Below are 12,805 nucleotides of genomic sequence, written 5' to 3' on the forward strand. Positions count from 1 at the left end.
CTTTCAACTCCCCTAAAATAAATATGACAAGCCCACATCAAGCGTTGTCGTGTAAGTGAGACGTTCTTTAAAGTCGGAATAAGATGGAGTCGGATCAGCGGTATGTCCCGCAGATCCATCGTGTAGAGCATCCGCCAGGAAGGGAACCGGCGCCTGATTCGCAAACAAGCGCAAGTCAAAGCGCAACGCCCATTGTTTCGAGAAGAAAAACTTCTCACCAAGACCAACGGCAACCGCCGGATAAGTTTTGTTTTGATATTGAATGGCGCCGGCGGACAAAGAACCATACATCAAAGTGTTAAACACAATAGACTTCGATAAACTCATCTTTCCGTAGAAAGCCTTGATATTATAGTCCAATAAGTAAGAACTTTGAGGTTGTGGGGCACGGCTGAAATCCAAGCCATATTGGCTGTGCAGTTGATTTGCATAGCTCGAAAGACCCGAAAAGTTTTTCGCGAGCATCAAACCCAAAGCGTGGTCTTCATTCATATTATAATAGAAGGCCGCGCCAAACTTGCTGACATTGGCGATAGGTTCTGTCATCGCATAGCTATAAAATACATCAGCGTCCCAACGTTTCGCCGTGACGATATTTCTATTCTTCACACTCACTGGTTTATCAAAAACCGGCAATACGGATTCCGTTGCAAGTTCTTCTTGAGGAAGTTCGACAACGTCTCCAGCAAAAGCTGTGCGATGTAAAAAAAACGCACTGATGAGGATGACTCCAGCTTTCAAAATATTCTTTAGCATGAATTACCTACCTGAAAAGGCCCCATGTTTATAGATGTAATCACAAACTTCTCTGACGGCTCCACATCCACCCGGCCGACGAGTCACGTAATCCGCAATCTCAAGAACTTCATCAACAGCTTCAGGCACAGTTGCGCCAAATGCCACCTCCTGAATCATGGGAATATCGAAAATGTCATCACCGACATACGCCATCTCAGAGGGAGAAATTCCAGAATCTTCTTGAAGCCGTAAGAATGAAGGTTCTTTATCAAGAGCCCCTTCATAGAAATATTGAATACCAAGAGCTTTCACACGCACGCGGATATCTTCGGCCTTGCTACCTGTTATGACAGCTAACTTATAACCAGAATCTATAAGACGTTTGATACCCACACCATCGCGGATCGAAAAAAAACGACGCCATTCTTTGCCGTCATACCATAGCCGTGTGTCAGTCAATACGCCATCAACGTCGAGGACCAACATCTTGATATTTTTCAATTTTGATATTTCTATTCCCACTAAATCATTGTGGAAAACTATATACAAGACGGCAAGCGACTCACAGAGATACAGGACTTTGGGCCGCCAGGACTTAAGACTTGTTCAAGAATAATTATGTACCGTTGTTTTCTCTTGCTAGACCATTTAAGGAAGAGTCTCCACAAAAACTCTCGAGCAACTCATTCTCACTTCATTATTTGGAGTGTTGGCGCTTCAATTCGGCCTCTAGGTGACTGACCCTTTTTTCTAAGGCGTGAATCTGCCTTTGCATGACCTCATCAGAAGATCCTGAATTTGCACCCAACAAATTTGTACCAATATCGGCACGCTGAAGATTCAACTCCTGCAAAGCTTGCAGGTCTTCGTCACTCACGGCGCCGGTTTGTTGATATTGTTTCCGTAATTGCAGATCCTTTTCATGAATTTGTCGGCTGACCTTAGCCATCTCGTGCAAATTTTGATAACCCTTTTTCAAACGAGCTAAATTGGGCGGGAATTCTCCGGTCATAAAAGAATATGTGACAAGAAACAAAATAATTGAGACCAGCAAACTACTGATCACCGAACTAATAATCTTTCCAATGGCTTCCATGACGAGGTTCCTTCAAAAAATTTACTCTTGGTTTCCCAGAGACATGTATTTTATCATCAAGGCACCACTCAGGAAAGGATCTCGAAATGAAAAAACTTTTGGTCACGGGATTTAAGCCCTTTCTTAAAGAACCTATCAATCCCAGTGAAATTCTCGCCTTGGAGCTCGGAAAAAGATTTTCAGATATCGATGTCCTGGTACTTCCTGTAAGTTACGAAAGATCATTTCTAGATTTACAGCGGCACTATTTATCTTATGGCCCCTTCGATGCCGTTATTATGATCGGCCAAGCCGGTGGAAGGAACTCTGTCTGTCTCGAGCGTGTGGCCTTAAATTGGAGCGAAAACTCCCTGCAAGACGAAGACGGTATCAAACTTCCCCAAAAAACTTTGATAGACTCTGCACCTGCCTCCTACATCAGCGATTTCTTCCCAAATGACTGGAAGGATGAGCTCTCTAAAATCGGAGCCACGACAGTTTCATTTTCTGCGGGAACTTATGTTTGCAATGCGCTTTATTACAGGGTCATTCATTCATTAACACAAAATAAAATCCCTGCTTTATTCGTACATGTGCCTTACCTGCCAGAACAAGTTGAAAACAAACCCGAGATGCCGAGTATGCCTTTAGCAACTCAATCCGAAATTCTGTCTGCGCTTATTACACTGATGAAAAAGTAAAAGCCCCGATCTTTCGACCGAGGCTTCAAGGGAGGGAGATTTCTGCTTAAAAGCTATTATTTTCCTGCAGAAGCTTCAGCTTGAAGGAGTTTGAAACCTTTCAAGTAAGCATCGTACTCGTCGACGATTGTCGTCGTTTTATCTGTCGTACGAAGATTCTTCATTGTGCAAGATTGTGATTTCAAAAGACCTACTGCTTTGATCGCATCACAGCTGAATGCTGCTTTACAGCCTTTGAAAGTACATTGTAAAGATTTAGAACCAAACGGATCATACTGTCTGTTGCCTGTTACAAGAGCGTTATCCAAAGCTTTGCGGCATGATTCCTTCTTGTTCTCTGGGCACAACCAATCAGTTACAACTTCTTTGTAATCTTCGATAGAAGAGTTCTCACGAAGTGGTTTTACAGAGATATAACCTCTTGCTGCACGCGCCATCGTTTTGAAACATTGCTGTTCAGAGTTCTTAACGCAGAACCATTTGTAGAAACCAAGACCGCCGTCATCGAACTCGCCCCAGAAACCATGGTAACCAAAGTTATCCGGCATCATACGAGAGCACGCGCCTGTGTAACAACCAATGTTCTTTTCGTAAGAAACATTGTTCACTTTCAACTTCTTAGAATTTGATGGAGCACGGTTGTCATCGTTAAAGAATCCCTTGTTATCATAAAGATATTGGAAATCCGTACCAGTGAACGAACCCGCGACTGGGATGCCCCATTGGTTAGAAAACACACCGGCCAAGAAACCGCTGTTGCAACCATGAAGGAATGCATAAGCATCGGAAGTAAAGTTGCCAGCCAATTTTTCATAACCATCGGCACGTGGATCTAAACGGTTGAATTTACCATCAAGGATCACACCGTAATAAGCTACGCTATGAGAGAACACATCGAAAGAAGCGATTTTCTTGAATGCACTCATTTCATTGAATACATCTGAAGACTTAAAGCCTTTGCCTTTTTCGGTGATGTTCTGATAGCCAAAATCTTGAAGATCATTAATGTCTTGATCCTTGCCGGTCTCGTTCACAGAAATCAAATAAACCTGATCGTCTGGATAGATTTCATTATATTTTTTAGCCTGGGCCGTCGCTGCTTGAGTCAAAGCATTGCCCAAGTCAGTTCCGTTACCCACGATCATGATGTGAGTGCGCTTATTGAAATCAATCGGAGCTTTCGATCCCGAGCTCGCCGTAATATACGCGAACGCAGGAGCTGCCGCGAAAAACGCGATAAGTGACGTCAAAATATTTTTCATGGCGTATTCCTTATTGCTGTTGAGAAGCCAAGATATCTACGATTTGTTCATCAGAAAGATCTTTAGCAGTTGCATCCTGTTGACGAACGATCGAAATCGACTGTTCAAGAACAACTGACATTTTGCCAGTGTCGCCTGAAAGAACACGGCTCAAAGCCTCTTGACGGCCCATATCCAGGATCAACTTTTGGCAAGAGTAGTCTTCCATGCTGCACTCTACTTTAGAGTAAGATGATGAAGATACGCTCTCTACAATTGACGTTGCAGTTGACTTCGTTGCCGCAGCCAAAGCATTTGCAGAGCCAAACATAACAAGAGACAACAATAATACCTTTTTCACAGAAACCTCCATTAGTGACGCTGTCCTTTAAGCAACGGATATGCCGTCTCAAAATGAATCTATCCCATTTCATCTTTGAAACACCCTGTTTTGACAACAATTGTCAGTCCTCCTGTTTACGGTCTAGACACACAAAGCTCATATATCCTCACTCTCTTGGGTGTGGTCCTTGCTCTATATATGTGAAGATGAAAATGCGCGCCTTATCTATATATATAGTCACTTTATTAATGGCCTCATTGGCTTGGGCTCAAACGGGTCCGGGACCGCGCTTTACTATTGAAGGAGCTGCAACACGCACTCAAAAAGATCAAGTCGCTACAGCTTTTCTTGGTGCCTATTCTATTTTACCTCCGCTGATGAAAATCCGCCTGGAAGGTCAGGTAAAATTCGATCATTATCAAATTCAAATCGTAACGATGGATCAACACGTGGCCGGAGAGGTCAACTCGAAGGGACAAATCGTTCTGAACTCACGCATTCTAGATCGTGACGAACTCGTGACTCGTACTATTATTCATGAGCTTTCCCACGTTTACGATTTCTTAAAGATTGTTCCGTCTCAGATCAAAGATCAAATGTGGGATTGTGATATATGGAAAGATCACAACCGTGATTATGCCATTCCAGACGCTTGCGAACTTTATCAAAATACAAAGACAACTGTATCAACAATGCCCGACTTCTTAGATGCTGTGGGCTGGTATCAAACTTTGAACGGCAAAGGTGCTCGTTCAGATGCAACGACATTTGGTTACCGTTCACCAGATCCCTATGAGGCAACAAATCCCAAAGAAATGTTTGCTGTGAATATGGAATACTTTGTCACAGACCGTGAATATAAATGTCGTCGTCCCTCCATCTATAGATATCTGGCTAAGCACTTCCAATGGGAGCCATACGGGGATCAGCCTTGTAAAGAGGAACTTGCGTTCGTCGATCCAAACTTCGACAAGGCTCAAAATGCCATTCGTGTCATTGATCCAAGTCGTGTTTACGCCATTCACTATCTTTTGGCAGGTGCTGGATCTGGAATGATGAGTGCGTTCGGCCACTCAATGGTTCGCGTAGTGATGTGCGCTCCTGATAGGAAAGTCGTCGGTCCTGATTGCCTTAAAGATATTCAATATCATATCGTTCTTTCATTCCGTGCTTTCGTTGATAGCCCTCAAATCAATGGTTGGGCTGGCTTGACAGGGGCTTATTCAAGTCGTCTGTTCTTTATCCCATTCCCGCAAATTATCGACGAATACAATATCACTCAACTGCGCGACCTTTACAGCTATCCGATGTCACTTTCCCGAGATGAGATCAAAGCATTCCTCGAGCGCGCGGTTGAAACTCACTGGTCTTACAATAACAACTACTATTTCTTAAGTAACAACTGTGCCGTTGAAATTATGAACCTGTTCAAAGCAGGCTTGGCTCGTCCGGAAATGATGAACGTCAGAACGCAGACGCCGAAAGCAGTTCTTCGCGAACTTCAGGCTCACAACTTGATCAGCAACGAGATCAACTTTGATGACTTATCTGCCGCTAAGGAAAAAGGCTATTTCTTTGCTTCTTATGAAGCATCCTTGAATCAAGCTCTTGCTGTTATCAATCAACTTTCCGGCAATGACTACTCTATTAAAAAATGGAGTAAGATGTCGGTGGATGAACGGCGTCAGCTTTACTACAGCACGACTTTTAAGGATACTTTGTCTCGTAAAAAATGGGCAGCTGGCTTCCTATTCATGGAAAGATATCTTTTGAAGCAGGTGACTCAAAGCACTTACAATCAGTTCTTAGAGGGTGATGTCGATCCGAACTCTGCGGCGGGACAACAAACAAAGAGCTTTGTCGATAAGATTCTTAAGACATTGTCTTTTGATCAAGAGTTAACGGGCCCTGCAAGCCTTGCAAAAGTCGGCTACGGAATTCCGTCACAGCCAGAGCTCTCACAGGTGCAAGATTATCTGTACCATATTCAAGACAAGCGTGATCAAAATCAAACCGCTATCGATGCCTTGATTCAGCAATTGATTAAATTGTACGGATCTAATGACATAGCACAAACTCGCGCGAACATCGAAATCTTCTCTCAAGGCATGAGAAATTAAAAAGGCCGCTCCCCTTTCAGGAAACGGCCTTGCCTTCTCAATTCATATTTTTATTTAGTTGGCACTGGTCGATACATAAATCGCAGTACTTGTCGTTGAAGTTCCGTTCACAGTACTAACCGCCTGCACCTGATAAGTCACCCCTGGAGTCAAACCAGAGATATAAACCAAGTGAGTCGTTACCAATGAAGAGTCCAAAGTCGTCGTAGTCTGAACGCCTGTAGTCGTATCTGTCACAATGACTTGTGAAGTACTTGCCACATCTGTTTTCCAAGTCACACTCACCGCTGCCAAGAACTGCTCATACACTTGCAAGCCAGAGATCACTGGACCCGCGGCAACTGTCGAACCGCTCTCAGTGCTGCCTGAAGAAGTACTGCCCGAAGAAGTGCTACCTGATGATGAGCTTCCTGTATCAGTGGAACCTGTAGATGTAGAGCCACTTGATGACGAGCCCGTATCAGTTGACGTAGTACCCGTCGAAGTTGAGCTTCCTGAAGAAGATCCAGTGTCTGTAGAAGTCGTACTTCCCGATGAGGAAGATCCACTGCTAGTCGAACCGCTTGAACTTGAAGAACTTGAATCACCTGTTGATGAAACTACGTCACCCGTTGATGGAGTCGAAGACGTGTTATCACCAGAAGATGATGAACCAGTAGACGTAGATCCACTCGAAGAGGAAGAAGATCCAGTGTCCGTAGAAGTCGTACTTCCTGATGAAGAAGATCCACTGTCAGTTGAACCAGATGAAGTTGACCCACCAGATGATCCACCTGAAGAAGATGAGCTACCTGAAGACGAAGAACCACTAGAAGATGAACCGCCGGAAGACGAAGAACCTCCACATGAGCCATTATCTACTGGAATGTCACCATGTTGATGGCACTCTTCACCATATGAATCATCTTTGTCATCATGGTCCCAGCAAGCATGGTCATGATATTTTGCTAAAGAGATGCCGAATTTATTGTTGTTATTGAAGATGCCGTAGTGATTGCCATTGAAAAGCCCGTAATGGTGCCCGTTATTACCGCAGCTTTTGCCTTCTCTGTGACGTTTATCCAAACAGACTTTATTATGGCCTGAGTGAACCACTTTAAAGTGTGGCTTAAAGATACAAACACCATTTTTATCATATTGGAAGGACGACTCTCGAAGATCCAAGAAAACTTTAAGCTTATTATTTTCATACTTCGCGAAATTCAGCGCTTTAAATTTAACATCAAAGTATGGATCTAAGATTTTACAACTGTGCCCACGGTCATCATGAATCGCGCCGCACTTGTTTCTATTTAAAACAATGCGAATTTGAGAAATACCTTTTGAATCTCGTAATGAGCACGATCCCTGTGAATCATCCTGATCTTTCGAGAAATTGAGAGATTGCGAATGACCTACCGAATACCAACCTTTTTGAGTCAAATAGTCGACACGGTCGACATTAAGTTGGACATTGGAAACATCGCAAGAGTTCTTGTTTGAACTCTTTGCATCTTTGGTCATCGTTCCGAAGTACAACTGAACATCTTGTTGAGGCTCAGCAACACTTTGAGAGGAACTTTTGGAGCTACTACTGGCTGCTACTTTCGAGAAGGCCGTGGTACTCCAAAACGTAAGAGCGGGAACCAAGAAAAAAAAGATCGGCGTTTTAAAGGAACTTTTTTTCACAAGACCTCCATGGTCTGATTTGTTCTCGATCAGTATGCACAGACATTTTTTACTTAGCAAAATTTTGCCTAGTGACTGTTCAGCTCGGAGAATTTCGCAGAAAGTGTAAAGAAGAAGTTCGACAGTCCTTAAAACATTCTAATTTTGGCTACCGTCTCAAGATGACTCGGCGAGCGGCAGCTAAAAGCCACTTGATGCGAATGGCAAGCCAAGGATCAAGACTTGTCAGAGGGAAAAGCAAACATTAGATTCTACTCATGGCCAATCATATTCAAGACGTCGTTATCATTACTACAGGTGGAACCATCGAAAAAACTTATGACGAGTTCGATGGCTCTCTACAAAATCGCGGCACTAGCATTCGCAATCGTATTCTTTCTAAAATGCGCTTGCCTTACACGAACATCTTGGTTTACCCGCTTCTTAGCAAAGACTCTTTGTATATGACCGATGAGGATCGCTCGTTGATTGCCGCCACAATTCAAGATCAAATGGCTCGTCACTGCCCTATTGTGGTTTTACACGGAACTGACACCATGAGTGTTACAGCAGAACATTGCTATAAAACTCTGCCGGCACCCACCGTTCCGGTAGTTTTCACTGGCGCTATGATTCCGATGGGTTTTGAAGATAGTGACGCTTCACAAAATGTGACAGAAGCCCTTCTTGCGGCAAAGCTTTTGAAGCCTGGCTTCTATATTTCTTTCCACAACCAGATTTTCTCGCTTCCAAATGTCAGAAAGAATAAAGAAAAAGGCACGTTCGAGCAGTTTTGATTTCTAACTATTCCTTTTGATTTAACGAAGTTTTGCACGCAACAAATCTTGAACGTGTAAGATACCCACAGGTTGGCGAGGTTTTTCAGACTCTTTATCCAAAACAAAAAGCATATTGATCTGGAATTGTTCCATCACAAACAAAGCTTTTTCTGCCAGCTCATTGGCATCGATCGTACGAGGATTTGTCGTCATAAGATCCTTCGCAGTGCCAGTCAGTGGATCTGTGCTTTTCTCTAGACGACGACGAATTTGACCGTCGGTAATAACTCCGACCAAATCACCCTTTCCATCGACGACGCCCGCAGCCCCACGAACATCTTTATGAGTCATGATCGAGAATACTTCACGAAGTGGTGTTTCAAGTCCCACCGCTGGTAATGCTTCTCCACCGTGCATAACGTCTTTCACACGAGTCAAAAGACGATAGCCGAGACTGCCACCGGGATGGAACTCCGCAAAGTCTTCAGGACTGAATCCTTTTTCGGCCATCACAGCCATAGCCACAGCATCCCCTAAAGCCAAGGTAGCGGTGCTACTTGCAGTCGGAGCCAAATTCAAAGGACATGCTTCCTCAGAAACATGCACATTCAAAGTCACTTGCGCCGCTTTCGCTAGTGAAGAATTCAAATTCCCCGTCACAGCGATCAAAGGCATTCCCTTACGAGCCACAAATCTTAAGATTCCAGAAAACTCCGGAGATTCACCACCATAACTTAAAGCCATCACAACATCGCCAGTTTGGATCACACCTAAATCACCATGAGAGCTTTCAGCCGGATGCAAAAACACCGCTGGAGTTCCCGTGGAAGAAAATGTCGCTGCCAGCTTTCGGGCGATCTGACCGGATTTACCCATTCCAGTAAGAATCAATTTCCCCTTGCAGTTTGTGATGAGGCTAACAACTTGTTCAAATTCAGCACCAAGACGGTCCTTCAAAGCAAGTATCGCTTGCGCTTCGACTTCCAGAACTCTTAGACCTTGTTGAATGATTTTAGACATAAGTGATGACCCTATTTATTTTTTAAGCTCGCTTTTACAAAATGCACGAATAATGGATGCGGAGCCAAAGGTTTGGATTTGAACTCGGGATGGAATTGAACACCTACAAACCATGGATGATCTGGAAGCTCAACAATTTCTACCAAGTCGCGTTCTTTACAAATACCTGAAGCGACCATGCCATTCTTTTCAAACAGCGCTTTGTATTTATTGTTAAATTCAAAACGATGACGGTGACGCTCCATAATACTTGAAGCTTTATAAACCTGCGCGGCCGTTGTGCCAGAAGCAATCGCACATGGAAAAGCCCCCAAGCGCATTGTTCCACCTTTGTTGATGACTCCACGTTGCTCAACCATCGAGTCGATCACGAAATTACCATTGCGTTTATTTTCGGCATGGAATTCACGGCTTGTTGCATCTTTGATACCACAAACGTTGCGAGCAAACTCGATCGCCGCTAATTGCATACCGAAGCAAATACCAAAGAATGGAATTTGTTTTTCACGAGCATACTTAATAGCTGTGATCTTACCTTCTACACCACGAGTTCCAAAACCACCTGGAACTAGAATGCCGTCAACTTTACCAAGCAAAGAAGCAACGGTCTTATCAGTCACTTTCTCTGAATCAACATAGATGATCTCAACACGAGCATTGTTAGCAACACCACCGTGAACTAAAGCCTCATGCAATGACTTGTAGGCTTCTTTAAGTTCAACGTATTTCCCAACAACACCGATTTTCACAGAGTTGGTAGGATGAGTTAAAACTTTTACAAGATTTTGCCAACCTTTAAGATTTGGTTTCCCCGCAGACAATCCCAAGCGTTCAACAATCAACTCATCCAAATGTTCTTTATGCAAAGCCATTGGAACTTCGTAGATGAATTTACTGTCTTGAGCTGCGATAACGTTTTCTTGTTTCACAGAACAAAATAAACCGATCTTGCCTTTTAGATTGTCGTCGATATGTTTTTCACTACGACAAACCAAGAAATCGGGTTGTAAACCTATTTCACGCAATTCTTTCACCGAGTGCTGAGTTGGTTTCGATTTCAACTCGCCTGCGGCCGCGATGTAAGGGACATACGTCACATGCACAAGCACCGAGTTTTCCATGCCGACATCAATACGCATCTGACGAATGGCTTCCAGGAATGGCTGGGATTCGATGTCACCGACAGTTCCACCGATCTCAACCAAGATAATTTCGCTTCCTTGAGCTGCCTCGTAAATGCGTGCTTTAATTTCTTCAGTGATATGCGGAATAACCTGAACAGTTCCACCCAAATAATCACCGCGACGTTCACGAGCCAAAACAGTGTCATAAATCTGACCTGTTGACACAGAGTTTGAACGGTTCATCAACGCCGACGTGAATCTTTCATAGTGACCCAAATCCAAATCAGTCTCTGCCCCGTCTTCAGTCACATAAACTTCACCGTGCTGGAACGGAGACATCGTACCCGGATCCACATTTAAATACGGATCAAATTTCATGATGGTCACACGATGACCACGGGCTTCCAGCAAAGCACCAAGACTTGCTGCTGTCAGACCCTTACCAATCGAGGAAACAACCCCGCCGGTCACAAAAATAAATTTTTGCTTCAAAGCCTTTTTTGTCGACTTCGCTGTCGACACTTTCACGGCTTTCTTCTTTGTTGCTGCTGTTCTCTTTGCCATTATCTACCTTGGCCTTCCGTTAAGAGTTTTTCGAGTCTTACCAAATCCTCGGGAGTATCCACCCCTAAACTTGCTTCCTTGACTCTGACAACTTTGATTTTTGCACCCAAATATAAAGCTCTGAGTTGCTCTAAGCTTTCAGCTTTTTCAATCAAAGCCTGAGGCGCCTCACAGAACTTCTTTAAAAATTTTTTCGAATATGCATACATGCCAATATGCTTAAGACATCCCTCGTAAGTCCCCATCTCTGAAGCCTTCAAGCGAGAATACGGCATCGGATAGCGACTGAAGTACAAAGCTTCATCTTTGTGATTCAAAACCACTTTCACTGAATTCATGGATTGCAATTCTTCTTCAGTGATCGGATGAGCCAGTGTCGCCATATCCAAAGTTGGATCATCAATAAAAACTTGCGCCAAACGATCCACAAGATCGCCCGTTACCAACGGTTCATCACCTTGAATATTTACAACGATATCGCATTCGACATTTTGAATAGCTGCATGAATACGATCACTGCCGGAGGGAAGATCGCTTTCTGTCATTGCGACTTTACAACCTACAGCTTCCGCCGCGGCTTTAATTCGATCGTCATCTGTCGCTACGATAAGATCTGTCAGAAGTTTGGATTTTTTAGAACCTTCAATCGTCCATTGAATCAGAGGACGACCCTTTAGAGACACGAGTGGCTTTCCAGGAAAACGAGTTGAGCCGTATCTAGCAGGAATCACTCCGACGATTTTCATTCTTTAATCCAATTCTCGAAAATATATCTTTCAACCTCTTCGCCACCGTCTTTTTTCAAAGCCGATGTCGCAAACACAGCGCTAAGACCCGTCGCTTTTTTGATCTTCGCGATCGCTTGCAGCTTTTGACTATGCGAAAGCTTATCTGCCTTTGACAAAACTACTGCCAATGGAAAGCCTTCACGTTCAGAAAAACGCTTCATAATTTCTTCGTCTTCAGTCCAAGAACGACGAATATCCATAACCAAAATCAAACCGCGTAAATTTTCACGAACACTCAAGTACGTCTCGATCATGCGCTGCCACTCACGAAGTTCATCTCCGCTTCGAGCCGCAAATCCATAACCAGGCATATCCGTCAAAACATAGGAATCTTCCATATTGAAGAAGTTCAACAAACGAGTTTTCCCCGGTGTCGCACTGACCTTCGCAATTTTATTTTTCGAAAGAGTATTGATGAAAGAACTTTTCCCTGCGTTAGAGCGACCTGCGATCGCCACCTCGGCCATGTTATGAACGGGATAATCTTTTGCCAGAACGGCGCTTTTGATGAATTGAATCGACTTTGGCATAACCAAGACTATCAAAGTGCGATCCATTTCTCAATTCTGAGAAGACAATCCCTACCCCAATAATAGGGCGAGTCGAAATCCGCTCAAACCCCATTTATTTTCATCTGAGGCTCGGCAAACCTCTTGTAAAGGCCC

The 12,805-nt window shown here is 43.7% G+C and carries 13 protein-coding genes; 3 read left to right on the top strand and 10 right to left on the bottom strand.

The window, feature by feature from the left end; all coding sequences use genetic code 11:
* Positions 1-12: 12 nt before the first annotated feature.
* From VF412_RS19750 to VF412_RS19760, 3 genes are all read right to left on the bottom strand, one after another.
* Positions 13-756, bottom strand: a complete 744-nt coding sequence (locus VF412_RS19750) for an outer membrane beta-barrel domain-containing protein (RefSeq protein ID WP_331341001.1) — start codon at positions 754-756, stop codon at positions 13-15.
* Between the two features lie 3 nt (positions 757-759).
* The gene (locus tag VF412_RS19755; protein WP_331341002.1) at positions 760-1,239 is read right to left on the bottom strand and encodes a KdsC family phosphatase; all 480 of its coding nucleotides are present in this window, start codon (positions 1,237-1,239) and stop codon (positions 760-762) included.
* A gap of 196 nt (positions 1,240-1,435) precedes the next feature.
* On the bottom strand, positions 1,436-1,834 hold the full coding sequence (locus tag VF412_RS19760; RefSeq protein WP_331341003.1) for a hypothetical protein: 399 nt from the start codon (positions 1,832-1,834) through the stop codon (positions 1,436-1,438).
* A gap of 86 nt (positions 1,835-1,920) precedes the next feature.
* On the opposite strand from VF412_RS19760, the gene VF412_RS19765 reads away from it, so the two are divergent.
* The gene (locus VF412_RS19765; protein WP_331341004.1) at positions 1,921-2,514 is read left to right on the top strand and encodes a pyroglutamyl-peptidase I; all 594 of its coding nucleotides are present in this window, start codon (positions 1,921-1,923) and stop codon (positions 2,512-2,514) included.
* A gap of 56 nt (positions 2,515-2,570) precedes the next feature.
* On the opposite strand, the gene VF412_RS19770 is transcribed toward VF412_RS19765, so the two are convergent.
* Both VF412_RS19770 and VF412_RS19775 read right to left on the bottom strand, forming a co-directional pair.
* Positions 2,571-3,776 carry a hypothetical protein gene (locus tag VF412_RS19770; protein WP_331341005.1) on the bottom strand — a complete coding sequence of 402 codons (1,206 nt, stop codon included), beginning with the start codon at positions 3,774-3,776 and terminating at the stop codon, positions 2,571-2,573.
* Positions 3,777-3,786: 10 nt separating this feature from the next.
* The gene (locus VF412_RS19775) at positions 3,787-4,116 is read right to left on the bottom strand and encodes a hypothetical protein (RefSeq protein ID WP_331341006.1); all 330 of its coding nucleotides are present in this window, start codon (positions 4,114-4,116) and stop codon (positions 3,787-3,789) included.
* A 194-nt stretch (positions 4,117-4,310) separates the two neighbouring features.
* Here VF412_RS19775 and VF412_RS19780 point away from each other — a divergent pair, with 194 nt between their 5' ends.
* A complete protein-coding gene (locus VF412_RS19780; RefSeq protein ID WP_331341007.1) occupies positions 4,311-6,218 on the top strand; it encodes a DUF4105 domain-containing protein in 1,908 nt (635 codons plus the stop codon).
* 54 nt (positions 6,219-6,272) lie between these two features.
* Here VF412_RS19780 and VF412_RS19785 read toward each other — a convergent pair whose 3' ends face one another.
* Positions 6,273-7,886: a fibronectin type III domain-containing protein gene (locus tag VF412_RS19785; RefSeq protein WP_331341008.1), complete on the bottom strand. Its 1,614-nt coding sequence runs from the start codon at positions 7,884-7,886 to the stop codon at positions 6,273-6,275.
* Positions 7,887-8,143: 257 nt separating this feature from the next.
* Here VF412_RS19785 and VF412_RS19790 point away from each other — a divergent pair, with 257 nt between their 5' ends.
* Positions 8,144-8,662, top strand: a complete 519-nt coding sequence (locus VF412_RS19790; protein ID WP_331341009.1) for an asparaginase domain-containing protein — start codon at positions 8,144-8,146, stop codon at positions 8,660-8,662.
* Positions 8,663-8,683: 21 nt separating this feature from the next.
* Here VF412_RS19790 and VF412_RS19795 read toward each other — a convergent pair whose 3' ends face one another.
* The 4 genes from VF412_RS19795 to yihA all read right to left on the bottom strand — a co-directional run bounded on the left by VF412_RS19795 (position 8,684) and on the right by yihA (position 12,697).
* Entirely contained in the window at positions 8,684-9,664 is a 981-nt protein-coding gene (locus tag VF412_RS19795; RefSeq protein ID WP_331341010.1) for a KpsF/GutQ family sugar-phosphate isomerase, read from the bottom strand.
* An 11-nt stretch (positions 9,665-9,675) separates the two neighbouring features.
* The gene (locus VF412_RS19800; protein WP_349259019.1) at positions 9,676-11,280 is read right to left on the bottom strand and encodes a CTP synthase; all 1,605 of its coding nucleotides are present in this window, start codon (positions 11,278-11,280) and stop codon (positions 9,676-9,678) included.
* Positions 11,281-11,351: 71 nt separating this feature from the next.
* Complete coding sequence (kdsB, locus tag VF412_RS19805) at positions 11,352-12,098, bottom strand: 3-deoxy-manno-octulosonate cytidylyltransferase (protein ID WP_331341012.1); 747 nt, start codon at positions 12,096-12,098, stop codon at positions 11,352-11,354.
* Positions 12,095-12,697, bottom strand: a complete 603-nt coding sequence (yihA, locus tag VF412_RS19810) for a ribosome biogenesis GTP-binding protein YihA/YsxC (RefSeq protein WP_331341013.1) — start codon at positions 12,695-12,697, stop codon at positions 12,095-12,097. The genes kdsB and yihA overlap by 4 nt, the downstream gene beginning before the upstream one ends.
* Between the last annotated feature and the right edge of the window lie 108 nt (positions 12,698-12,805).

Origin of the sequence: Bdellovibrio sp. (assembly GCF_036384735.1) — a bacterium.
Taxonomy (GTDB): domain Bacteria; phylum Bdellovibrionota; class Bdellovibrionia; order Bdellovibrionales; family Bdellovibrionaceae; genus Bdellovibrio.

Coding starts and splice junctions, on each gene's coding strand:
- yihA (WP_331341013.1), bottom strand. CDS start 12,697: ATGGATCGCACTTTGATAGTCTTGGTTATGCCAAAGTCGATTCAATTC.
- VF412_RS19795 (WP_331341010.1), bottom strand. CDS start 9,664: ATGTCTAAAATCATTCAACAAGGTCTAAGAGTTCTGGAAGTCGAAGCG.
- VF412_RS19750 (WP_331341001.1), bottom strand. CDS start 756: ATGCTAAAGAATATTTTGAAAGCTGGAGTCATCCTCATCAGTGCGTTT.
- VF412_RS19780 (WP_331341007.1), top strand. CDS start 4,311: ATGCGCGCCTTATCTATATATATAGTCACTTTATTAATGGCCTCATTG.
- VF412_RS19760 (WP_331341003.1), bottom strand. CDS start 1,834: ATGGAAGCCATTGGAAAGATTATTAGTTCGGTGATCAGTAGTTTGCTG.
- VF412_RS19770 (WP_331341005.1), bottom strand. CDS start 3,776: ATGAAAAATATTTTGACGTCACTTATCGCGTTTTTCGCGGCAGCTCCT.
- VF412_RS19765 (WP_331341004.1), top strand. CDS start 1,921: ATGAAAAAACTTTTGGTCACGGGATTTAAGCCCTTTCTTAAAGAACCT.
- VF412_RS19790 (WP_331341009.1), top strand. CDS start 8,144: ATGGCCAATCATATTCAAGACGTCGTTATCATTACTACAGGTGGAACC.
- kdsB (WP_331341012.1), bottom strand. CDS start 12,098: ATGAAAATCGTCGGAGTGATTCCTGCTAGATACGGCTCAACTCGTTTT.